Source organism: Microbacterium sp. NPDC058345, from assembly GCF_042723855.1.
Classification (GTDB): domain Bacteria; phylum Actinomycetota; class Actinomycetes; order Actinomycetales; family Microbacteriaceae; genus Microbacterium.
In genome coordinates this window covers 259,815-282,677 of the sequence record NZ_JBHXIG010000001.1, presented here as the reverse complement: position 1 = coordinate 282,677, position 22,863 = coordinate 259,815, and the positions used below count along the sequence as shown (strand labels likewise).

The following is a 22,863-nucleotide window of genomic DNA, read 5'->3' as shown; positions in this document are numbered from 1 at the left end:
AGCCCGCCGCCCGTCGGTTCGGCCCGCTCAGGCGTTCTCCGACCGCCCCGCCCACCAGCCGATGACATGGCCGATGTGCCGGTGCATGAGCCGCTCGGCATCCTCGCCCTCTCCCGCCTCGAGCAGGTCGAGCAGCTCGTGGTGCTCAGCGGCGGACTTCGACAGTTCTTCGGTGGCCAGCATCCCGGCCAGGCCCGGCATGCGGGTCTCGCGGCGCAGATGCGTGATCAGGCTGGTCAGCCGCGGGTTCCCGCTGAACGAGTTGACCGCCTCGTGGAACGCGCGGTCGGCCTCCAGATACGATGCGAGGTCGCCGCTCGCCGCTCCCTCGACGATGGCCTGCGCCCGCGCGCGCAGATCGGCGTAGGCGTCTGCCGGAATCGACCCGGCGAGGTCGCGCATGACCGGCGGCTCGAGCAGTCGTCGCACCGCGACGATGTTCTCCACGTCCTCGTCGCGCACCATCGTGACGCGGAAGCCCTTGTTGCGCACCGCCTCGACGAAGCCGAGCTTCTCGAGATTCAGCATGGCCTCGCGCACGGGTGTCGCCGATACGTTGAAACGCGCGGCGAGCGCCGGGGCCGAGAACAGCTCACCCGGGGGCATCTCGCCCGAGCGGATCGCGGCCTCGAGCGCCACCTCGACGCGCTCCCGAAGATTCATCACCGGCTGCAGCGGGGTGACGAGGGAGGGAAGAGTCATGAGCGTGAGCCGATCCGAAGAAAATCATCTGTGCAATGCGGCATGGCACTGTCCAATGACAGTACTCGACGATGCCCGTCCGTGACAGCGCCGCGCCGTCGCGCCTGTGAGTCGTTCAGTGTCCGTGTCCCTTCGCCGTGGACATGACGGATGCCATCCAGTGCTCCAGCCCCGCTGCGTCGATGGGCAGGCCCGAGCTGAGCACCTCATGCCCGTCGGCCGTGACGACGAGGTCGTCCTCGATGCGCACCCCGATGCCGCGCAGCTCGGGCGGTACCGTCTCATCCCAGGCGTGGAAATACAGGCCCGGCTCCACGGTCAAAGCCATCCCGGGGCGCATGGTCGTCTGGAAGTACTGCTCGTACGACGCCGCACCGCAGTCGTGCACATCGAGACCGAGGTGGTGGCCGACCCCGCACACGATGTAGCGGCGGTGCTGCTGGCCCGCCGCCGACAGGGCTTCATCGACCGACACCGGCAGCATCCCCCAGTCCGAGAGGCCGCGTGCCAGCACCTCCATGCACGCGGTGTGGAAGTCCCGCCAGTCCCGGCCCGGCGCCACGGCGGCCAGCCCGGCGCGGTGCGCCCGCTCCACCAGGTCGTGCACCTCGCGCTGCGCGGTGGTGAACCGGCCGCTCGCGGGAAGCGTGCGCGTGACGTCAGCGGTGTATCCGCTGCGGTTCTCCACGCCCATGTCCAGAAGCAGCAGCGCCTCGGGGTCGACCGCGCCTTCCGCGCGGACCCAATGCAGGATCGGCGCATTGGCGCCCGAGCCCACGATGCTCGCGTAGCCGGGGGCCTGACCGACCGTTCGCGCATGGCGGTCGAAGGTGCCCTGCAGCCAGCGCTCGCCGCCGAAGTCGACGGCCGTCGGGATCTCGCGGCGCACCGCGGCGAAGCCGTCGACCGTGTGCTGCACCGCGGAACGCAGTTCCGCCAGCTCCCATGCATCCTTCTCCATGCGCAGCGCCGACAGCGTGCGCGCGAGAGCGGCAGAGCGCACGCGGCCGCCGAGCTTCGCGCCGGTGCCCGCTCCGACGACCGGATGCCCCGCGATCAGCGCGCCGTCCGGCACCTCGAGTTCCTCGAGGGATCGCACGCGCAGACCGAGCGCGGCCGAGAGCTCCGCGGTGCCCGCGAGCGGTCCCACCCAGAGCTCGCCATGGGCGGGGTCGGCGTGAAACGCCGCCGCACCGGGACGCGCCGGCGGGGTGAGGTAGAGGGTCGCATCGTGACCGCCTCCGGCTGGAGTGAGCACGACCACACCGTCCTCCACGCCGATCCCGATCAGCCACAGGAAGTCGCTGTGCGCGCGGAAGTCGAAGAAGGAGTCGTTCAGCCGCGCCTGCGCGCGCCCGGCGAGGACGACCAGGGTCTCGCCGGGGATCGCCGACGAGAGCAGTTCACGATGACGGCGTGCCGCATCCGCCGCTCCCGGCTCGACGCGCGGGGTGCGGTCCGCCTCGCCCCAGCCGCCCCGCATCCATTCCACGAAGCCCGGCGACGTCGCCAGCGACGGCATCCGCGGGTCGTGCGCCGCGGCGCGCGCGTTGGGGATGCCGCCCTCCCAGTCGACGACGTGGACCACGTCCCCGTATCCACCCTGATGCCGATGCTCACTGCTCATGTCCCGACCTCCCGATCGTCATCGGCGCTCGCGCGGCGTGCCGCCGAGCCGCCTCTCCAGCGCGACGAACAGCCGCTCCGCGACGCCCTCCTGGGTGATGCCGTCGTGTTCGTGCTCATTGGTGACCCAGGCGTGCAGGCCGCCGACGCGTTTCGCGGTCTCCATCGATAGGCCGGCGTCGACGTACATGTCGTCGAAGTACACGACCGCCTCCACCGGCACGTCGCCGGCGGCGAGCCGCGTGGTGTCGTACAGGTCGATCGGCCACTCGCGCGCGGCCAGCAGCTCGACTCCTGCGCGGAATCCGCGCAGCGACCTGATCTCCTCGAACATCCAGGGGAAGACCATCTCGCCGGTGAACAGCAGCGGCCGCGCCGACTCGGCGAACTCCGGATGCCGATCGCGTTCGCGCTGCGCAGCCCAGCCGGTCGGCCCCGCCCCGTAGATGCTCTCCTGCAGGGTGATGAACAGGGGATTGCCGGCGAACCCGGTCGCGGCGCCGACGGAGGCGAGGAAGGTGTCGCTGAGCCTGGTCTCCGCGCGGTCCGCGAATGCCTCGTCGAACAGCCAGTGCACGCGGTCGAAGCCCGGGCCCATGCCGAAGTCCAGCCCGAGCGCCTGAAGCCGGTGCACGGTCAGGCGGTCGCCGTCCGGCAGCCGCACATCCTCCGCCTGCAGAAGGTCCGCGACCCGATCGATGCGCGCCGCGAGATGCGGGGTGCGGTCGCGGAACAGCCGGTTCTTCTCGGCCACGCGCGGGAAGGTGCGCCGGTATACCTCTTCGGCATCCGGGTCGAGCGAGGCCAGCCCACCGGCCACCACCGAGGCGACGAGGGCCTGCGGAGCGGTGGACAGGTAGTGCAGCGTCAGGAAGCCGCCGTAGCTCTGACCGATCGTCCACCACTGCCGTCCGCCGTAGTGCACGGCGCGGAGGGCCTCGAAGTCGCGCACGATGGAATCCGCGCGATGCAGCGAGAGGCGCCGGGCGGCCTCCTCGGCGGGAAGGGCCGCGAACTGCGCGCCAGAGAGGGGCGTGGAGCGTCCCGTGCCGCGCTGATCCGGGACGATCAGCCGAAATCGCGACAGCGCCGCGGCGACCCAGTCGCCCCGGCCCAGCGGACGGATGCCCTTGCCCCCTGGGCCGCCCTGCAGGTGCAGCAGCAGCGGCAGATCGTCGTTCCTGCGCTCGGCGGCGACGAACTCGCGCGCGTAGACGTCGATGGTCTCGCCATCCGGGTCGTTCCAGTCCAGGGGAACCGTGGTCCAGACGTCGCGAGCGACGATCTCCGTGCCGACGAAGTATTCGAAGTCATCGGTCATGCGTGCTGACCCGCCTTTCCGTTCAGCGCGCGCGGGTGCGCACGCGGGAGTCCAGGAGAGCGTAGAACAGGTCGACGATGAGGTTGGAGAGCACGACGAACAGTCCGCCCAGCAGCACGATGGCGATCACCACCGGCCGGTCCTGCCTGGCCACGCTCGTGACGGCGAGAGCGCCGACGCCCTGCAGGCCGAAGACCTGCTCGATCACGATCACGCCGCCCAGCAGCAGCCCGATGTCGATGCCCAGCTGCGTGACCAGCGGTGGCATGGCGCTGCGGAACGCGTGCACGTAGATCACGCGGCGCTCGGTCAGGCCCTTGGCGCGCGCGGTGCGCACGTAGTCCTCGCCGAGCACGTCGAGCATCTGCCCTCGCGTGAGCCGCGCGTAGACGGCCGCGGTGACCATGGCCAGCGTCACCCAGGGCAGCACGAGGTGCCACGCCCACTGCAGCGGATCGACGGTGAGCGGCACGTACCCCGACGGCGGGAAGAGGTTCACCCCGAACCGGGTCGGAAGGAAGTACAGCGTGTAGAGCGCGATCATGCCGAGCACGAAGGTCGGGAAGCTGATGCCGACCAGCGCGAAACCCTGACCCAGCCGGTCGCGTGCGCTGCCGGGGCGCTTGGCCGAGGCGATGCCGATCGGGATGCCGATCGCGAGCCACACCACGACCGCGCCGAACACCAGCGACATGGTGGCCGGGATGCGGGCGAGCACCAGGTCGGCCACCGGAAGGCTCGACCGGTAGGAGTATCCGAGATCGCCCTGCAGCAGGTTGCCGAGGAAGAGGAGGTACTGCTCCCAGATCGGCTTGTCGAGCCCGAGATTCGTGCGGATCTGCGCCATCAGCTCTTCGGTGGCCTTGTCGCCGGCGATGATGCGGGCCGGGTCGGACGGTGTCACGTAGAACAGCACGAAGATGAAGATGCTGAGCATGAACAGCACGAGAAGGCCGAAGCCGATGCGCGAGAGGATGTAGCGGATCATGCGCGGGCTCCCTTCGTCGAGGACGGGTCGAGGGCGTCGCGGAGGCCGTCGCCGAGCAGGTTGAAGGTGAGGGTGAGCGTCAGCAGGGCGAGGCCGGGGACGAGCACCATCCACGGCGCCACCATGTACATCGACCCGTTGGCGGCGTCGGCGAGCATGTTGCCCCAGCTCGGCGTCGGCGGCACGACGCCCAGCCCCAGGAACGAGAGCGTCGCCTCGAAGACGATCGCGGCGGGGATCATCAGCGTCGTGTAGACGACGATGGGCACGACGAGGTTGGGCATCACGTCGCGGAACATGGTCGCGATACTGGACTGTCCGAGCGAGCGGGCGGTCTCGATGAACTCGCGCTCGCGCAGGGCGAGCACCTGTCCGCGGATGACGCGGGCGAGACCCGCCCAGCTGAAGAACACGATGACCCAGATCGACAGCTGCAGGCTGGGGCCGAGCACCGACACCGTCGCGATGGCGACGAGCAGGAACGGCACGCTCATCACCAGGTCGATGGCGCGGCTCAGCACGGTGTCGACGATGCCGCCGAAGAACCCGGCGGTCATGCCGATCAGGATGCCGATGGCGGATGCCGCCAGTGACGCCACGACGCCGACGAGCAGCGAGACCTGCGCGCCGTAGGCGAGACGGACGAAGACGTCGCGGCCGAGCTGGTCGGTGCCGAGCAGGAACTCGCCGTTCGGCGCGACGGGCATGCCGGAGGGGGAGAGGCCCGTCTCGCGGAACTGCGCCGTTGGTCCGTGCCCCGTCCACTGCGCGATGAGCGGAGCGGCGAGGGCGAAGGCCACGATCAGCAGGATGACGACGGCGGAGATGATGCTGGCGGGGTCTCTGCGCAGCCGGCGCAACGTCAGGTGCCACGAGCCCTTCGCGCTCTGCGCGGCGTCCTGCGCCCCCCGCGAGGGGATGAGCAGCGTCAGGGTCTCCTTCGAGAACACGCTCATGATGCGACCTCCCGCGCCTCATCGGATGCCGGGGCGGCGGCGTCGAGCGACTCGAGGAAGGCCGCGGCGAGCAGCTTCTTCGTGAACGGCTCGCGCGGCGAGTGGTAGATGGTCTCGGCGTCGTCGAGCTCGATGATCCGGCCGTGCTCCATCACCGCGATGCGATCGCACATGTGCCGGACGACGGCGAGATCGTGCGAGATGAACAGGTAGGTCAGTCCGAGGTCGCGCTGCAGGTCGTCGAGCAGTTGGAGCACCTGTGCCTGCACGGTCACGTCGAGTGCCGACACCGGCTCGTCGAGGATGACGAGGTCGGGGTTGAGGGCGATCGCCCTGGCGATGCCGATGCGCTGGCGCTGGCCGCCGGAGAACTGTGCCGGGAAGCGGTTGTAGTGGTCGGGGTCCAGTCCGACCATCTCGAGGAGCTCGAGCACGCGCCGCTGCCGCTCCCGCGCGTTCCCGACGCCGTGGATCCGAAGCGGATCGCCGATGATCGAGCCGACGCGACGCTTGGGGTTCAGCGACGAGAAGGGGTCCTGGAAGACGACCTGCACCTTCTGCCGCATCCGCCGCCATTCGGCTCCCTTGATCTGAGAGACGTCTCTGCCGTCGAAGCGGACGGTTCCCTCGGACGGCGGCACGAGGCCGGCGATAGTGCGCGCCAGCGTGGTCTTGCCGCATCCGCTCTCGCCGACGAGGCCGAGCGTCTCGCCGCGCCGCACTTCGAGGTCGATGCCGTCGAGCACGGGGCGATCGAGGCCGCGGCGCTGTGAGAAGGAGACGCTCACGCCCGACACCTCGGCGATGGGCGCCGGTTCCGTCGCTGCGTCCTCGACGCGGCCGAGCGGCGCCTGGCGCCGGCTCTGCGTGAACGAGGACGACTCGATGAGCGAGACGGTGTACGGATCGCGGGGCCGGGTGAGGACCTCCCGGCTCGCGCCGATCTCCACCTGCTCGCCGCGGTACATCACCATCACCCGGTCGGCGACGCTCGCCATCACGCCCAGGTCGTGGCTGATCATGAGCACCGTGGCGCCGAGATCCTCCTTCATCTCGCCGAGCAGCTGCAGGATCTGCGCCTGCACGGTCGAGTCCAGGGCCGTCGTCGGTTCGTCGGCGATGATCAGTGCGGGGTTCAGCGACAGGCTCATGGCGATCATCACACGCTGCCGCATGCCGCCGGAGAACTGGTGCGGGTACGCATCGAAGCGCGACGCGGCGTCGGCGATGTGCACTTTCTCCAGAAGCTGGATCGCGCGGGCCTTGGCCGCCTGCCGGGACACGTTCTCGTGCGCGCGGATCTGCTCCACGATCTGCCAGCCGACGGTGTACTGCGGGTGGAGGCTCGAGAGCGGATCCTGGAAGATCATGCTGATCTCCCGCCCGCGCTTGCGGCGCAGCCGCTCGGCGTCCAGGGTGAGCAGGTCCTCGCCCTGGAAGCGCACCGAGCCGCTGGTGCGCGCGTTCGGGATGAGGCCCATCACCGACTGCACCAGCACCGACTTGCCCGATCCGGACTCGCCGACGATGCCGAAGAACTCGCCTTCCGCGACGTCGAAGGAGACGCCCTTGACGGCGTGCACGTCGCCGCTTTCGGTCGGGATGTCGACGGTGAGCTGTGAGATCTCGAGTATCGGCATGCGGTTCCTCCTCAGAATGCGTGCTGCTGCGGTGCCTGGCGGCACCGCAGCAGCACGGTCAGCGTGTGCTTACTCGCTCAGCCACACGTTGGCCCAGTCCCCGTTCTGCGCCAGGGAGTAGATCGCGAAGTTCTGCACCCGCTCGGAGTGGTAGTTCGCCTTCTTCTTCGCGACGATGCTCACGATCGGGGAGTCCGCCATGACGACCTGGTCGACCTGGTGCCACAGCTTGCCGGCCTCCTCCGGCGAACCGGCGGCCAGAGCCTGCGCGGCGAGTTCGTTGGCCTCGTCGTTGTTGTAGTCGACGTAGTTGTACGACTGCGGGTTGCCGTCGAAGCTGAACTGCGGCTGGAAGACGCTGCGCGCCGCACCGCCGACCCAGTCGGGCGACCACCCGACGAGTGCGACGTCCCACTCGCCGCTGGTGGCGTTCTCGTGGTTCGTCATGAAGTTCGCGTAGTAGTCCGTCGGCGGAACGGGGAAGAGCTCGACGGAGATGCCGGCCTCCTCCAGGCTGGCCTGCACGGTCTGCGCGATGTCCGGCTGCGAACCCAGGTTGCGATACGGGAACTTCAGGGTGAGCGACTCGACGCCCGCCTCGGCCAGCAGCTCCTTGGCCTTCTCGGGGTCGGCCTTGCCGCTGCCGTCGCCGTACGGTGCATACTCCTCGTAACCGTTGATGCCGGGGCCGAAGATGCCGTTGGTCACCGATGCGATGTCCTCGCCGCCCATGACCTGCACGACGGCGGTCTTGTCGATCGCGTACTGCAGCGCCTGACGCACCTCGAGCTTCTGCAGCGCGCCGTCGTTGTTGTCGGTCTTGGTGTTGATCCACAGGAACTGATCCACGCCGCCGTTCTCGAGCGTGGAGAACTTGTCGTCACCGACGCTGTTGAGCTGCTGAATGTTCGCGGGGCCGGGCTGCAGGTCGAACAGCAGGTCCGCCGATCCCGCCTGCAGCTGCTGCATCGCGGCATCCACCTCCACGCCCATCGTCATCTCGATGGAGTCGACGTACGCCTTGCGCAGCGGGTCGCTGTCCGCCTCCCAGGAGGGATTGCGCTCCAGGGTCATCTTCACGTCGGGCTTGTGCTCGGCGATCGTGTAGGGCCCCGATGCGACGAAGTTGTTGCGGTACTCGGGGGAGTCCGGGATGTAGTCGAGCGCTTCGATCGGGGCCGGGTTCGCCGTCGGCAGGCTGAGCATCGAGGTGAAGTCGGATGCCGGCTCGACGAGGTGGAAGATCACGGTCTTGTCGTCGGGTGTCTCGATGCCGGAGATGTCGTTCGACTCGATGTAATCCTTCATCGGCTCCACCTCGGGGGTGACCGACGAGAAGCCCTCGCAGAACTCCGCCATGCCTTCGATGAGGCTGATGAAGTACCCGCCCAGGGCGGCGCCGATGTGCGGGTTGCAGATGCGCTTGATGCCGCGCTCGATGTCGGCGGAGACGATGGGGCGTGCGCCGTCGGCAGCATCCCAGGTCGCTCCGTCGCGCAGGGTGATGGAGTAGCTGAGGCCGTCATCGGCCGGCTCCGGCACCTCGGTGGCGAGATCGCCGACCAGTGCCGTGCGCTCGGCTTCGTCGTTCGAGGTCTCGTAGCTGAGGATCGAGCGCGAGATGACGCGGGTGATGCTGTTCGAGGGTACGTACGCGACCAGCTGCGGGTCGATGTGGTCGGCGTCGCCGTTGGAGAGCACCTTGAGGGTGCCGCCGGTCCGGGGCTCACCGGCTTCGCCGTCGCCGCCCCCGCCGCCGGCTGAGGAGCATCCGGTGACCGCCAGGGCGACGGCCGACGCCATGACCAGGGGAGCGAGCAGGGAGATCTTCTTGCGAGTCATAGAGTCGTCCTTGATTCCTTGATTCGGGTCGTCGCCCGCAGCGTCGACGGGCTTCCATGGAGGCCGGGAACCTCCGGGCAGCAGTAACATAGCACATGTCAGATAGCTGCAGAAGGATGCGGTGACGCTTCGTCTGCTCTGCGTCCGACGGGTCAGCGCCTGCGCTCAGAGCGGAGCGGCAGCGCCAGCACCGCCGCCGCCACCATCGCGCCGAACAGCACGCGACGTCGCGTCCGCCGCCAGCCTCCCGTCACGGGGCTCGCCGTCTCGGGCGCCGTGAACACGGTGCCGGGGGATGCCTCGGCGTCCCGCCCGTGCAGCTCGACGTGGTCCATCAGCCACGACGCCACGGCATCGTAGACGGGCGGCGCGACATCGTGCACGGGTCGCACCGCGGTCTGCGTGCGACCCACGAAGGCCGCGAAGCGGTGGCTCCGCGGCGCGCGCAGGATCGCACGGGCGACGCGTTTCGGCGACGACGCCGGCGGCAGCGGACGCACGCGGCGGCCGGTGAAGTTCGCCGCGTGCTGGTAGATCGGGGTGTCGATCGTGCTCGGCAGGATCAGGCGCAGGCGGATGCCGCTGCCGCGCAGCTCGGCGCGCAGGCACTCGGCGAACCCGAGCAGGCCGAACTTGCTCGTCGCGTACGGCGAGATCGCCGGCGATCCGACGTGCGAGTACAGCGACCCGACGAGGACAAGTGTGCCGTGTCCCTGGCGACGCAGGTGAGGCAGCACGGCACGCGCGCCGTGCACCTGGCCCATGAGGTTCGTCTCCACCACCTGTCGGAACACGTCGGAGGGAAGATCCTCGAAGGCGCCGTACGCGAACGTGCCGGCGTTGCCGACCCAGATGTCGATGCGCCCGAACCGCGACACGGCGGCCGCCGCCAGCGCGTGCACGGCGCGCTCGTCGGTCACGTCGGTCGGCACGACCAGTGCCTGTCCGCCGAGTTCACGGCATTCCTGCGCCACCGTCTCGAGCGCCGCCCGGCTGCGGGACGCGAGCACCAGGCGCCCGCCCCTGCGGGCATGCAGGCGTGCGGTCTCGCGCCCGATTCCGCTCGACGCGCCGGTCACCACGACGACGGGGCTGTGTTTCGCGCTCATTCGTCGGCCGATGTCTGCGGGGAACCCATGCCCGCGACCGTAGGCGCTGCAGAAACCTTCCGGCGTCCCCCTTGACAGCACGCGCCGCGGCCCGGTCGGGTCAGCGAGGGGAGAGGTCGGGAAGGGTGTGCGTTCCGAAATCGTGGCGCAGGGCGCTCAGGGCGGCGTGCCACCCCGGCATCCCGGTGACGCCCGGCCCGGGCGATGCGGATGCCGACGCGAGGTAGACGCCGGGCATCGGCGTCCGCCACGGGTCGGGACTGAGCACCGGCCGGCGGAACAGCTGCCACAGGTCCGGCGCGCCTGCCGCGATGTCGCCGCCCGGATAGTTCGGATTGTGCTGCTCGACCTCCCGCGCGCTGCGCGAGTTGCTGGCGACGATCGTGTCGCGGAAGCCGGGGGCGAACCGTTCGATCTGACGTACCACCGCCTCCTCGCGGTCAGCGGTGCTGCCCGCGGGCACGTGCGTGTAGGTCCACAGCGTGTGCATCCCGTCGGGCGCACGCGTGGCGTCGAACAGGGACGGCTGCGAGACGAGCACGTAGGGCTGCTCGGGCAGCTGACCGCGGTGCACCTGGTTCTCGGCATCCGCGACCTCCGCACGGGTGCCGCCGACGTGCACGGTGCCGGCACGGCGCAGCTCCGGATGCTGCCACGGCACGGGGGCGTTCAAGGCGAAGTCGACTTTGGCGACGCCGTCGCCGTAGCGGAACCGCTGCAGCGCGCGGCGGTAGCGGGTCGGCATGGCGTCAGCGGCGAGGCGGATGAGCGCCTTCGGCGTCACATCGAGAAGGGTCACGGTCGCGGGCGGCAGCTCGTCGAGCGCTGTGACCTCGTGGTCGAGGACGATCTCACCGCCGTGGGCGCGCAGGTCGTCGACCATCGCATCCGCGATCGCCTGGCTGCCACCGACCGGAATCGGCCAGCCGCGCGCATGCGCGTAGGCGGTGAGCGCGAGTCCGGCGCCCGCGCCGGCGATGCTGGGCTGCGCCAGGATGGTGTGCGCGGCGACGCCGGTGAGCATCGCGGGGGCGGCATCTTCGCGGAAGCGGACGTCCCAAGCTCCGGTGCCCTGCTCGAGGGCGCGGAGCCCGAAGAGGACAGCGGTGGGCAGATCAGGCGGAATGCGCAGCAGGGTGGACCCGGTGAAGTCGGCGACCTTCGTCGACCGTGCCGCCAGAGGACGCATCAGGGCTTCATAGGCGGGGCCGTCGATGCCGAGCGCATCGCGGGTGCGCGCGAGGTCCCGGTAGGCGATGCCGGCGCGTCCGCCGTCGAGCGGCTGCCCGAACGACACCTCGGGCGTCACGAACTCCACGCGTCGGCGCAGCCCGAACTCGCGGAAGAATCTCGATTCGAAGGCCATCGGATGCACCGCCGAGCACACGTCGTGCTGAAAGCCGGGCAGCGTCAACGCCCGCGTGGCCGCGCCGCCGCCGGTCTGATCGGCGCGCTCGTACACCCGCACGCGAAGCCCCGCGCGGGCGAGGGTGACCGCCGCCGCCAGGCCGTTCGGACCCGCACCGACGACGACGGCATCCAGGTCGGCGTCGCCACCCCGACGGCGCGCACTCACGATTCCCTGGTCTCCTGATCGCTCACGCGCGATTCGGTCTGCGTCTGCGACGCGTCGCTTCCGTCGCTGTCGCTCATTCCACTGCCGTCCGGCGCCTCCGCCTGTTCACGATCGGCCGTCGTGTTCGACGAACGAACCACGGCCCGGCCCTCTGCGAGATAGGCCAGGCGGTGCAGTGTCTCGGCGTTGCGCCACAGCAGCACGGCATCCATGATCGGGCGCGGCACGAGGCGCGCGGGACCGGCGATGGGCTCCTCCTGGATGCGCACCACCGTCTCGTCGCCGCGGGCCTTGACGTGGATCGTCACGAGCGCCTCGCCGACGGGCCACCCCCGCGCGCGCATCTGCATGGTGTGCGGCGGATCGAACGCCTCGACGACGGTCTTGTCGTTGATGAGCACCGGCCACACACCGAAGGAGTGATGCAGCCGCGCGCCGGGGTGCGGCCAGATCTCGTCGACCTGGCGCATCCGCGAGGCGCCGACGACCCACGACGGGTAGAGCCACCCGTCGGACAGCACTTCGAACACGTCCTCGGGTGCGCAGCGCAACACCCTCACATTGCGCGACATCGCGTCGGCCTTCCGTCGTCGTCGTTGTGCGTTCGACGTTAGTCCCTCGCACCGAGCGCGCACGAGCGGCTTGCGCGCCGGCACCTCATGTGGCATGCCCTGCCTGGCGGCGGACCGGCTCGCCATCCGACGGGGACTGGGGGCGGCTCGGGCGGTTCAGCTCTTCCGTCGCGCGGCGTCCGGCGCTGTGCCGTCGTCGAGGGCACCGGCGTCCGCATCGGCGGGATTGCGCCGGATGCCGATCCACGACACGATCCCGCCCAGCGCGAACAACGCGGCGGTGACCCACGCCGCGTTGTGGAACCCGTCGAGGTCGAGCGCTCCGCCCACGATGGTCGACAGCAGCGCGACGACCAGCAGGCCGGCGACGCGCGAGACGGCGTTGTTCACTGCCGAGGCGATGCCGCTGCGGCTTTCGTCGATCGCGCCGAGGATCGCCGAGGTGAGCGGGGCGACGGTCAGCGACAGCCCCAGTCCCAGCACGATCATCGCGGGCAGCACCTGCCACCAGTAGTCGAAGTCCCGCCCGACGGTCAGCAGCAGGAGCGCCCCGACGGCCATGAGCAGCGGACCCAGCGTCATGAACAGCCGCGGACCGAGCCGGCCCGCCCAGGTGCCGGCGCGCGAACTGAGCAGGATCATCAGGATCGTGATGGGCAGGCTGGCCAGTCCCGCCGCCGTCGCGCTCAGCCCCGGGCCCTGCTGCAGGTAGACGCCGATCACGAATCCGTTCAGCGACAGCGCGGCGTAGATGAACAGCGTGGCGAGATTTCCCCAGCCGAAGTTGCGCACGCGGAACAGCGACAGCGGCATGAGAGGAGCCTCCGACCGCACCTGCCGCACGAGGAAAAGGGCCGTGAGCGCGACACCGGCCGCTCCCGGGATCCAGATCGCGGGCGATCCCCACCCGAAGCGCTCCTGCTCGATGAGTGCGAAGACGAGTGCGCCGAGGCCGAGTGCGCAGAGCGCACCGCTCCACCAGTCCACGCGGATGCCGCGCGGATGCTCGGGCAGCTGCAGCCGTCGCAGCAGGACGAGGTTCACGGCGATCGGCAGCACGTTGATGAGGAAGACGAAGCGCCAAGAGAGGAGGTCGACGAAGACGCCGCCCATGAGGGGCCCGACCAGCTGAGCGCCGGTGGTGAAGGCGGTCCACACGCCGATCGCCCTGGACTGCACCTCGCCGCGCATGGTCGCGGTGATCAGGGCGAGCGAGCTCGGCACGAGCAGCGCGCCAGCCGCTCCCTGCGCCGCCCTGGCGATGATCAGCACCAGCGGGTCGGGCGCCAGCGCGACGGCGACGGAGGCAATGCCGAACGAGACCAGCCCGATGCGCATCACGGTCACCCGGCCATAGGCGTCCGAGACCGATCCGGCGAGCAGGATCAGGGCACTGAGCGTGATCAGATATGCGTCGACGACCCACTGCTGGGTGACGATCCCGCCGCCGAGTTCACGACTGATCGCCGGCAGCGCCACGGTGACCACGGTGCCGTCGAGGAACGTCACGAACGAGGCGAGGATCGCCACCGTCACGACGAGGCGCTGAAGAGAGGTGAACGGCGTCACAGCCTGACCCTACTCCTGCCGGACGGCACCTAGACTTGTCTGATGCTGTTCGCAGAGAGCGCCCGCGTGGCGCGAGAGGCGGTCGTCGGCGCATCGCGCGCCGACGGCAGAGGCTGAGAGCGATCCGGCGGCGGAACTCCCGTCACCGGAGCTTCGTCGCACCCCGGCATCCGATCTGGAGGATGCCCTCCTCTCACCCCGTCCTGACCGACGGTCTCGAACAGAAAGCACTCTCATGCGTCCCATCGACGAACGCGCCATCCGCGCCTCCTTCCGAAACGCCTCCCGTAAGGAGGTCTCCTCGCTCACCCTGCCCGCCGACGTCGCCGAGCGGGACTTCGCCCGGCTCGACTACCTCGGCTGGTTCGATCCGAAGATGCCCCGCCGGGCCTATATCGTCGCCGAGATCGACGACGAGCCGGTCGGTGTGCTGCTGCAGCGCACCGAGCAGCGCATCGTCCGCCGGGCGCAGTGCGCGTGGTGCGAGGACGTCACGCTGCGCAACGACGTGCAGTTCTTCGCCGCCCGCAAGGCGGGTGCGGCAGGTCGCAGCGGGGGCACGATCGGCACCCTCATCTGCGAGAACTTCGGCTGCTCCGCGAATGTGCGCCGGCTGCCTCCGCTGGCGTACGACGGCTACGACCGCGAACTCGCCCGCGACATGCGGATGCTGAAGCTGCGGGAACACGTGACCGCGTTCGTGCGCGAGCTGGGCTGATCGCAGGGCGGATCCGTTCGCCCTGCCGGCCCCGACCGCACGTTCATCATGGACGATCGTCGGTTCAGCCGGTCGTGCACTGCCGCATGTGCTGCAGTGCACGACCGGAGAGCTCGCGGGACAGCCTCTCGAACACCGTCACGCTGCGTGCACCAGGCCAGTCGGCGGGCAGCAGTTCGGCCGGGAGCCCCGGGTCGATGTACGGCAGCACCCGCCAGCTGTCGATCAGGCGCACGTACGCGGCGAACGGCGCTGACGGGTCGAGCGCGGCGACCGACGTCAGAAAGCGCTCGTGCTCGGCGCGCAGCGCCGGCAGATCCCACCACGCGCTGACGGCCTCGGCCAGCGGGGAGGCCGGCCGCGGGTCGGTGGTGCGGAACAGCGTGGCGAACGAGCGGGCGCCGATCTCATCGAGGAGCAGCTCGATCTCGCCGTCGAGGTGGCCGGGGACGATCCACAGGCCGGGGGAGACCGCGCCGGCGCCGAGGAAATGCAGCCGGCGGCGCAGCTGGTGCCGCAGATCGCGACGGGTCTCCGGGATGGTCGCGGACACCAGGGTCCAGTCGTCTCCGGCACGCATCGTGCGCACCTCGAAGATGCGCCGGTCGCCGCGCTCGAGCATCGGCACGGCGGCCGGGTTGAGCTTATAGCCGGCGCTCGGCACCGCGATCAGGAGTCCGCGCTGCTTGAGCCGGGTGATCGCCGTCCGCGCGCGCGCCGCGGGGATGCCGAGGTCGGCGGCGAGCCGCACCAGCGCTGCGGGCGAGATCGTGCCTCCGAGTGGACGCAGGTACAGCCCGATGAGGGTGCGCAGCAGCGAGGTGGTGCTGCCCGGCCTGGCATCGATGTCGTCGAGCACCACAACATCCGCCGCAGCCGCCGGCGAGCGCATGGTGGTGGTCATACCAGGGCGTCGCGCACGGCGACGATGCCGCGCAGCGTCTCCTCATGCGACGTGCTCAGCGGCGAGAGGCCCAGCCGGATGCCGTCGGGGAATCGGAAGTCGGGGATGACGCCGTCCTTCCAGAGCTGCTGAGTGACCTCCTGGAACGCGTCGTGCCCGATGGTCACATGACCACCGCGCCGCGATGCCGCGCGCGGTGACAGCAGCCGCACGCCCCGCGGTGCGAGCAGCTCGTCATAGGCGCGCACGGCGAAGTCGGTGAGCGAGATCGACTTGGCGCGCACGGCCGCCATCCCCGCGTCCGCGATGAGATCGAGCATGCCCTGCATGGCCAGCATCGACAGCACCGGCGGGGTGCCGCTGAGCAGCTGGCGGATGCCGCCGACGGGCGCGTACTCCGGCCCCATGGCGAAGATGTCCGCCGCTCCCCACCAGCCGTGGATCGGCTGCGCGAACCGGCCCTGATGCTCGGTGCGCAGGTAGGCGAATGCGGGCGATCCTGGCCCGCCGTTCAGGTACTTGTAGGTGCAGCCGACGGCCATGTCGACGCCCCAGGCGTCCAGCTGCATCGGCACGACGCCCACGGAGTGGCACAGGTCCCAGAGCATGACGGCTCCGGAATCCTTCACCGCCCGCGTGATCGACGGCATGTCGGCCAGCGCTCCGGAGCGATAGTCCACGTGGCTCAGCACGACGAGCGCGGTGCGATCCGAGACCACCTCGGCGACGTCGTCGGCGGTCACGCCGGTGACGGCATCCGGTTCGATCCACCGCAGGGTCGCGCCGGTCTCCTCGGCGACGCCGGCGGCGATGAACCGGTCGGTGGGGAAGTTGCCGCCTTCGATCACGATCTCGTTGCGACCCGGGCGCGCGGCGACAGCGGCGCGCATCAGCTTGTAGAGCAGCACGCTGGTCGAGTCGGCGACGACCGTCTGTCCCGCGGCGGCGCCGAGGGTGACCGCGGCGATCCGGTCGCCGAGTCGCATCGGCAGATCCATCCACTGCTCGTCCCAGGAGCGGATGAGCCGGGTGCCCCAGTCGTCGCGGATGAACCGCGCCGCCTTCTCCGGCATGTCCTTCAACGGTCGGCCGAGCGAGTTCCCGTCGAGGTACGCGGTCACCCCCGGAGCCTCGGCGAACGCGGCGAGGTGAGCGGCGAGCGGGTCGGCGGCGTCGAGCCGTCGAGCCTCGGCGAGCAGGTCGGGGGAGAGCACGCCGGCGACGCGGCGGTGCTCGTCTTCCAGCGATTCGGGCATATCAGACCTCCAGATCGGCGGGTGAGAGGCGTCGCGCGAGCGCGGGATCTCCCGCGGGCAGCACGAGCAGGGCGGCGCCGGGCGTGAGCGGGCTGAGCGGGTCGAGCGCGCGCAGCAGCGGGATGCCGTCCACGCCGGCGTCGCGGAGCGCGGCGATCTCGCTGTCGCGCAGATCGACCGGGGTGTCGCCGTTGCCCATGTCGCTGCCGTAGAGCACCGTGCCGCCGGCGGTGCAGAAGCGCCGCACGTTGTCGATCGCGATCGCCCGAGCGGCATCGTCATGGACGGCGAGCGTCGAGATCCACGACGCGGATGCCGCCTGCTCGGCGATCTCGTCGTCGGTGAGCCGCTCGCTGAACGGGGCGTGAGCGAGTCGGCTCGCGCCCAGTCGGACGGCGCGCTGCGCCTGGCCCGCACCCTCCGCGTGCGCGACGGCGGGAAGGTCGTGCGCCCGCGCGGCGCGCACGATCGCGGCGAAGGTCTCGTCGTCGATCACGGGGCCGGCGTCGCTGTTCGCGACGATCTTGATGACGGATGCTCCCGCCGCGGCGAGCTCATCCACCACAGGGCCCGCGCTCGCGGCATCCGGGATCTCGCGCACGGCGCCCTCGGGCGCCCACGCGCGATCGGACGGGTAGCCGCCCGCCGCCGTGAGGAACGGCCCCGCGTAGTCCACCGCGACGGGGCGGATGGATTCCGCCGGTCGAACGGCCCAGGAACCTGCCGAATCCATCCGTGCCCCGTCGTCACGGATGGAAACGGATGCGGCATAACCCCCTGAGCCTGCCGAATCCATCCGCGTGCCACGGGCGATCCCGGCGATCCAGCCGAGATCCGCGCCGAGGTCGACCACCCGGCCGAGCCGCGACCCGGCCAGCAGCGCGTGGTCGACGAGCTGCAGGTGCACGTGGTGGTCGGTGAAGAGCCCGGTGACGATCCCGTCCAGTCGCGGGGCGCCGGTCGGTGCCGGCTCCTCGAGCAGGCGAAGGGCGCCGTCGTGCTGCACGAGGGAGCCCTCGTGCAGCATCCCCGCGGCGAAGAAGGTGACGACCCTCATCTAGCGTCCGATCTCGGTGCGCACGCTGTACAGCTCGGGGAAGAACGTGAGATCCAGTGCCCGCTGCAGGAACCCGACGCCGCTCGACCCACCGGTGCCCCTCTTCATGCCGATCGTGCGGGTGACCGTGCGCAGGTGGCGGAAGCGCCAGAACTGGAAGTTGTCCTCCACGTCGACGAGCTCCTCGCACGCCTCGTACAGATCCCAGTACTCGTGCGGGTTCTCGTAGATCTCGCGGATCGCGCCGACCAGCTCGGGATGCTCGCGGTAGGGCAGGCGCACGTCGCGTTCCAGGATCTCGTGCGGCACGGGGAGTCCGCGGCGTGCCACGTAGCGCAGGAACTCGTCGTACAGGGTCGGCCGTTCCCATTCGGCGGTGAGCAGGGCGAGATTCTCGGGGTGGTTCGCGAAGACGCTCAGCATCCGCTCGTTCTTGTTGCCCAGCGCGAACTCCACGCCGCGGTACTGCACCGACTGGAAGCCGGAGGAGTTGCCCAGGGCGCCGCGGAACTGAGCGTACTCGGTGGGGGTGAGCGTGGCGAGCACCGACCACTGCTGGGTGAGCACCTCCTGGATGTGCTTGACCCTGGCGATGTGCTTCAGCGCCGAACGCAGGTCGTCGCCGGCGAGCCGGTCGCGCGCGGTGCCGAGCTCGTGCAGCACGAGCTTGAGCCACAGCTCGGTCGTCTGGTGCTGGATGATGAACAGCATCTCGTCGTGGTGCTCGGGCTGCGAGACCGGATGCTGCGCGCCGAGCAGCCGGTCGAGGTCGAGGTACCCGCCGTACGTCATCCGGTCGGCGAGATCGGTGACGATGCCGTCCTCGATCGCGCGTTCGTTGGCTTCGGTGCTCATGGCGCGACGATATCACTGTGGTGGCGACCGTCACAATCGTGAAACGCGCGAACGACGGCTGGGAGAGTGCTGTCGGGTTCGCCCGATAGCGTCTTCCCATGGGAGACGACGTCGGCAACAGAACCTTCACCCGGCAGGATCGGACGCTGTTCCGCAGCCGCGTCGCACGATGCCTGGATGCACTGGCGGAGATGCTCGCCGACGCGCGCTTCGAGATCGCCGAGCCGCAGCTCGGACTCGAGATCGAGCTGAACCTCGTCGACGAGCACTGCGCGCCCGCGATGTCCAACGAGACCGTGCTGGAGGCCATCGCCAATCCGGCATTCCAGACCGAGCTCGGCCGCTTCAACATCGAGATCAACGTCGCACCCCGCCCGCTCGACGGCGACAATCTCTCCAAGCTCGAGAGCGCGCTGCAGTCGGCGTTCCGTGCGGCCGACGACCGTGCACGCGGCACCGGTTCGCGGCTGGCGATGATCGGGATGCTGCCCACTCTCGACGAGCACCACTTCACCGAGCAGTGGCTCTCCGCCGATCCGCGCTACAGCCTGCTCGGACAGCAGATCCTCGCGGCCCGCGGCGAGGACATCGAGCTGCGCCTCGACGGCCGCCCGCTGCATCCGGGGCAGGCCGAGGACCTCGACATCGTGTGCGACACCATCCTTCCCGAAGCGGCCTGCACGTCGGTGCAGCTGCACCTGCAGATACCGCCGGAGGAGTTCGCCTCGTACTGGAACTCCGCGCAGGCGATCGCCGGGGTGCAGGTGGCGCTGGCGGCGAACTCGCCGTTCTTCGCGGGTCGTGCGCTGTGGCACGAGACGCGCATCCCGATGTTCGAGCAGGCCACCGACACTCGCCCGCAGGAGCTGAAGAACCAGGGGGTCCGGCCGCGGGTGTGGTTCGGTGAGCGCTGGATCTCGTCGATCTTCGATCTCTTCGAGGAGAACTCGCGCTACTTCCCGGCCCTGCTGCCGGTGTGCAGCGACGAGGACCCGTTCGAGGTGCTCGCCCGTGGCGAGAGCCCCGCCCTGTCGGAGCTGCGGATGCACAACGGCACGGTCTACCGCTGGAACCGCCCGATCTACGACGTCACCGAGAGCGGGCACCATCTCCGGCTGGAGAACCGGGTGCTGCCGGGTGGGCCGAGCATGGCCGACGTGCTCGCCGACACCGCCTTCTACTACGGCCTCGTGCACAGCCTCGCGGCCGCGGACCGCCCGCTGTGGACGCAGATGACGTTCGACACCGCGCGCGAGAACCTGCACGCCGGCGCGCGCGACGGCATCGAGGCGCGACTGTCCTGGCCCGGCATCGGACGGGTCGGCGCACGTGACCTGGTGCTGCGTCGGCTGCTGCCCGCCGCCGCCGAGGGGCTCGACGCGTACGGCGTGGATGCCGAGGTCCGCGACCGCTGCCTCGGCATCATCGAACAGCGTTGCCTGACGGGTCGCAACGGCGCCGTGTGGCAGCGTGAACAGGTCGCGGCGCGGGAGGCCGCGGGCGAGACGCGCGAGGAGGCGCTGCACGGGATGCTCGCCGACTACCTGGAGCGGATGCGCGCGGGTGAACCCGTGCACACCTGGTGGGACTGATCCGCATCCCGCCCGCGGTCAGGCCAGGATCTGCGCCGTCGTCGCCAGGGTGATCTGCGGCGGGTACAGGCCCATCACGTGCAGCGCGGCCGCGTGGTTCTCGGCGGTCGAACCCGCGCAGGCGTCGGTGGCGACCGTCAGGCGTGCTCCGGCATCCGCCGCCGCCAGCGCGGTCGAGAGCACACAGCAGTCGGTCGACACCCCGGTGAGCACGACCCGCGCACCGCGGCCCACGATCGCTTCCAGCTCGGCACCCCACTTCCCGAAGGTGGGCAGGTCGAGGGTCGGGTGCGGCGAGAGCCGCTTCGCCTCGGGGACCAGGTCGAACAGCGCGTCGGTCGCCGGCCGGTCGGCGAACGGCCAGGCCGCGAAGTAGTCGCCCCAGGAGGTCGCTCGATCGGCGGTCGGCATCCACCGGGTCACGAGCACGCGCTCGGCGAAGCGTCCGGCGAGCCGGCGGATGTTCGCGATCGCCTGAGGGAAGAACGGCGAGCCCCACGCGGAATCCGGTGAGGCGAAGATGTTCTGCGGGTCGACGACGACCAGCCAGGCGTCGCCGCCCGCGGCATCCGTCACCCCTGCTCCTGCCGCCGGATCGTGCCCTTCCGCGCGAACCAGGTCACGACGAACGAGAGCACGAGGGCGAAGAAGACGCCGAGGTTCGCGTACGCCCACTCGCCGTCCCTGCCGCCCACCAGCCCGAGCAGGTAGCCCTGCCAGTTGTTCCACGGCGCGGCGTCGGCGAAGGTGTTGATGACGAAGCCCCACCCGATCACCGAGGCGACGATCATCGTGCCGATGGAGGTCCAGTCCCAGGAGCCGTAACGTCCGCTCGCGTCGAACAGCGCGTTCTCGTCGTAGTCGCGACGGCGGCGCAGGATGTCGGCGATGAGGATGCCGGCCCACGATGCCAGAGGCACGCCGAGGGTGATGAGGAAGCTCTGGAACGGGCCGAGGAAGTCGGCGGCGAAGAACACCACCCAGATCGTGCCGAGTGTGAGGATCACGCCGTCGATGGCCGCCGCCGAGGGGCGCGGGATGCGGATGCCGAGACTGATGAGGGTCAGCCCCGAGGAGTAGATGCCGAGTACGGCGCCGGAGACCAGGGCGAGCACGGCGGTGAGCAGGAACGGCACGAGCACCCAGATCGGCAGCAGCGAGGCGAGCGCGCCGATCGGATCGTTCTGCACGGCGGTGAACAGGTTCTCGTTCGAGCCCGCCAGCAGCAGGCCGAAGACGACCAGAAGCACGGGAGCGATCGCGCCGCCGAAGGTGTTCCAGAAGATGATCGATCCGTCCGACGCGGTGCGCTTCTGGTAGCGCGACCAGTCGGCGGCGATGTTGATCCAGCCCAGTCCGAAGCCGGTCATCACCATGACCAGCGCGCCGATGACCTGCCCGATGCCACCGTCGGGCCTGGCCATCACCGCGGCGAGATCGATGCTCGGTGCGGCGAGGATGATGTAGACGACCGTGACGACGCCGGTGACCCAGGTGAGCACCGACTGCAGTTTCATGATGGTGTGATAGCCGAGCACTGAGGCGGTCACGATGAGCGCGGCCACGATCACGGTGGCGATGACCTTGACGGCGACGCTGTCGCCGTCGCCGCCGAGCCTGGTGATGACGGTCGCCGTGGCGAGCACCGCCAAGATGGCGAGGAACGTCTCCCACCCGATCGACGTGAGCCATGACACGATGCCGGGCACCTTCTGCCCGTGCACGCCGAAGGCGGCGCGCGAGAGCACCATGGTCGGAGCCGATCCGCGCTTGCCGGCGATCGCGATCAGCCCGCACAGGAAGAACGACACCACGATGCCGATGACCGACACGAGCGTCGCCTGCCAGAACGAGATGCCGAATCCGAGCACGAAGGAGCCGTAGCTCATCCCGAAGACGGAGACGTTCGCGGCGAACCATGGCCAGAACAGATCCCGCGGCCGGGCCGATCGGTCGGACTCGGGGATGATCTCGATGCCCGTGCGCTCGATCAATGCCGGCGGCGCGGAGGGCGTGGCGGATGCCGGGGGCGTGGCGGATGCCGGAGGCGTGGCGGTCATGCCTTCATCCTGGCACTGCGTCGGCCTCGGCGGCACAGGTCAGTCGCGGCCGAGCAGATGGGCGATCGATGCGAAGGCATCGTCGACGATGCGGAAGTACGCCCAGGTGCCGCGCTTCTCGCGCTCGAGGAACCCCGCCTCGGTGAGCACGCGCAGATGGTGCGAGACCGTGGGCTGGCTGAGCTGCAGCGGATCGGTGAGGTCGCACACGCAGGACTCGCCGTCGGCGTGCGCGGCGATCATCGAGAGGATTCGCAGCCGGGTGGGGTCGGCGAGCGCCTTCAGTGACGCCGCCAGCGATTCGGCGTTGGCGCGGCTGAGGGGTGCGCGGGTGAGAGGAGCGCAGCAGGAGCGCAGGTCACGCAGGGGGAGCGCCTCGATCGTGGTCACCCCTCGATTCTGCGTCAGACATTGACACTCGTCAATATATGCGTCACGATCGCATCGTTCACATATCGATGAGCATCGATGAAGGAGGTGTGACATGGGCGATTGCTGCGAGAACGGCTGCTGCTGACGC

General features: G+C 69.9%; 20 protein-coding genes. 2 read left to right on the top strand and 18 right to left on the bottom strand.

Features of this window, described 5'->3' with window-relative positions:
- Positions 1-27 precede the first annotated feature (27 nt).
- The 11 genes from ACFWH5_RS01465 to ACFWH5_RS01415 all read right to left on the bottom strand — a co-directional run bounded on the left by ACFWH5_RS01465 (position 28) and on the right by ACFWH5_RS01415 (position 13,901).
- Positions 28-702, bottom strand: coding sequence for a GntR family transcriptional regulator (locus ACFWH5_RS01465; RefSeq protein WP_378830955.1), 675 nt, complete (start codon positions 700-702; stop codon positions 28-30).
- Positions 703-817: 115 nt separating this feature from the next.
- The gene (locus ACFWH5_RS01460) at positions 818-2,329 is read right to left on the bottom strand and encodes an aminopeptidase P family protein (protein WP_378830951.1); all 1,512 of its coding nucleotides are present in this window, start codon (positions 2,327-2,329) and stop codon (positions 818-820) included.
- Between the two features lie 18 nt (positions 2,330-2,347).
- Complete coding sequence (locus ACFWH5_RS01455) at positions 2,348-3,649, bottom strand: alpha/beta fold hydrolase (RefSeq protein WP_378830948.1); 1,302 nt, start codon at positions 3,647-3,649, stop codon at positions 2,348-2,350.
- Positions 3,650-3,671: 22 nt separating this feature from the next.
- Positions 3,672-4,637 carry an ABC transporter permease gene (locus ACFWH5_RS01450; RefSeq protein ID WP_378830946.1) on the bottom strand — a complete coding sequence of 322 codons (966 nt, stop codon included), beginning with the start codon at positions 4,635-4,637 and terminating at the stop codon, positions 3,672-3,674.
- Entirely contained in the window at positions 4,634-5,593 is a 960-nt protein-coding gene (locus tag ACFWH5_RS01445; protein ID WP_378830944.1) for an ABC transporter permease, read from the bottom strand. The genes ACFWH5_RS01450 and ACFWH5_RS01445 overlap by 4 nt, the downstream gene beginning before the upstream one ends.
- Positions 5,590-7,233 (bottom strand): ABC transporter ATP-binding protein, encoded by a 1,644-nt coding sequence (locus ACFWH5_RS01440; RefSeq protein WP_378830941.1) that lies wholly within the window; start codon positions 7,231-7,233, stop codon positions 5,590-5,592. The genes ACFWH5_RS01445 and ACFWH5_RS01440 overlap by 4 nt, the downstream gene beginning before the upstream one ends.
- Positions 7,234-7,302: 69 nt before the next feature.
- Positions 7,303-9,075, bottom strand: coding sequence for an ABC transporter substrate-binding protein (locus ACFWH5_RS01435; protein WP_378830939.1), 1,773 nt, complete (start codon positions 9,073-9,075; stop codon positions 7,303-7,305).
- Positions 9,076-9,227: 152 nt separating this feature from the next.
- Entirely contained in the window at positions 9,228-10,184 is a 957-nt protein-coding gene (locus ACFWH5_RS01430) for an SDR family NAD(P)-dependent oxidoreductase (RefSeq protein WP_378830937.1), read from the bottom strand.
- A 100-nt stretch (positions 10,185-10,284) separates the two neighbouring features.
- Entirely contained in the window at positions 10,285-11,760 is a 1,476-nt protein-coding gene (locus ACFWH5_RS01425; RefSeq protein WP_378830935.1) for a phytoene desaturase family protein, read from the bottom strand.
- Entirely contained in the window at positions 11,757-12,332 is a 576-nt protein-coding gene (locus tag ACFWH5_RS01420) for an SRPBCC family protein (RefSeq protein WP_378830932.1), read from the bottom strand. The genes ACFWH5_RS01425 and ACFWH5_RS01420 overlap by 4 nt, the downstream gene beginning before the upstream one ends.
- A gap of 156 nt (positions 12,333-12,488) precedes the next feature.
- Complete coding sequence (locus ACFWH5_RS01415; protein ID WP_378830930.1) at positions 12,489-13,901, bottom strand: MFS transporter; 1,413 nt, start codon at positions 13,899-13,901, stop codon at positions 12,489-12,491.
- A 235-nt stretch (positions 13,902-14,136) separates the two neighbouring features.
- Here ACFWH5_RS01415 and ACFWH5_RS01410 point away from each other — a divergent pair, with 235 nt between their 5' ends.
- Positions 14,137-14,619, top strand: a complete 483-nt coding sequence (locus ACFWH5_RS01410) for an FBP domain-containing protein (RefSeq protein ID WP_378830928.1) — start codon at positions 14,137-14,139, stop codon at positions 14,617-14,619.
- A gap of 64 nt (positions 14,620-14,683) precedes the next feature.
- On the opposite strand, the gene ACFWH5_RS01405 is transcribed toward ACFWH5_RS01410, so the two are convergent.
- The 4 genes from ACFWH5_RS01405 to ACFWH5_RS01390 are packed head-to-tail and all read right to left on the bottom strand — an operon-like array spanning position 14,684 to position 18,691.
- On the bottom strand, positions 14,684-15,523 hold the full coding sequence (locus ACFWH5_RS01405) for a PaaX family transcriptional regulator C-terminal domain-containing protein (protein ID WP_378830926.1): 840 nt from the start codon (positions 15,521-15,523) through the stop codon (positions 14,684-14,686).
- A complete protein-coding gene (locus ACFWH5_RS01400; RefSeq protein WP_378830924.1) occupies positions 15,520-16,779 on the bottom strand; it encodes a kynureninase in 1,260 nt (419 codons plus the stop codon). Before ACFWH5_RS01400 ends, ACFWH5_RS01405 begins: the two co-directional genes overlap by 4 nt.
- Position 16,780: 1 nt before the next feature.
- On the bottom strand, positions 16,781-17,836 hold the full coding sequence (locus tag ACFWH5_RS01395) for a hydrolase (protein ID WP_378830922.1): 1,056 nt from the start codon (positions 17,834-17,836) through the stop codon (positions 16,781-16,783).
- Complete coding sequence (locus tag ACFWH5_RS01390) at positions 17,837-18,691, bottom strand: tryptophan 2,3-dioxygenase (protein WP_378830919.1); 855 nt, start codon at positions 18,689-18,691, stop codon at positions 17,837-17,839. It lies immediately after the preceding gene.
- Between the two features lie 98 nt (positions 18,692-18,789).
- Here ACFWH5_RS01390 and ACFWH5_RS01385 point away from each other — a divergent pair, with 98 nt between their 5' ends.
- The gene (locus ACFWH5_RS01385; RefSeq protein ID WP_378830917.1) at positions 18,790-20,283 is read left to right on the top strand and encodes a glutamate-cysteine ligase family protein; all 1,494 of its coding nucleotides are present in this window, start codon (positions 18,790-18,792) and stop codon (positions 20,281-20,283) included.
- A gap of 18 nt (positions 20,284-20,301) precedes the next feature.
- Here the strand turns inward: ACFWH5_RS01385 and ACFWH5_RS01380 are convergent, their stop codons facing one another.
- From ACFWH5_RS01380 to ACFWH5_RS01370, 3 genes are read right to left on the bottom strand one after another with little or no spacing between them, the layout of a single operon-like run.
- Positions 20,302-20,859, bottom strand: coding sequence for a cysteine hydrolase family protein (locus ACFWH5_RS01380; protein WP_378830914.1), 558 nt, complete (start codon positions 20,857-20,859; stop codon positions 20,302-20,304).
- A complete protein-coding gene (locus tag ACFWH5_RS01375) occupies positions 20,856-22,343 on the bottom strand; it encodes a purine-cytosine permease family protein (protein WP_378830912.1) in 1,488 nt (495 codons plus the stop codon). Before ACFWH5_RS01375 ends, ACFWH5_RS01380 begins: the two co-directional genes overlap by 4 nt.
- 39 nt (positions 22,344-22,382) lie before the next feature.
- Complete coding sequence (locus tag ACFWH5_RS01370; RefSeq protein WP_378830909.1) at positions 22,383-22,733, bottom strand: ArsR/SmtB family transcription factor; 351 nt, start codon at positions 22,731-22,733, stop codon at positions 22,383-22,385.
- Positions 22,734-22,863 lie beyond the last annotated feature (130 nt).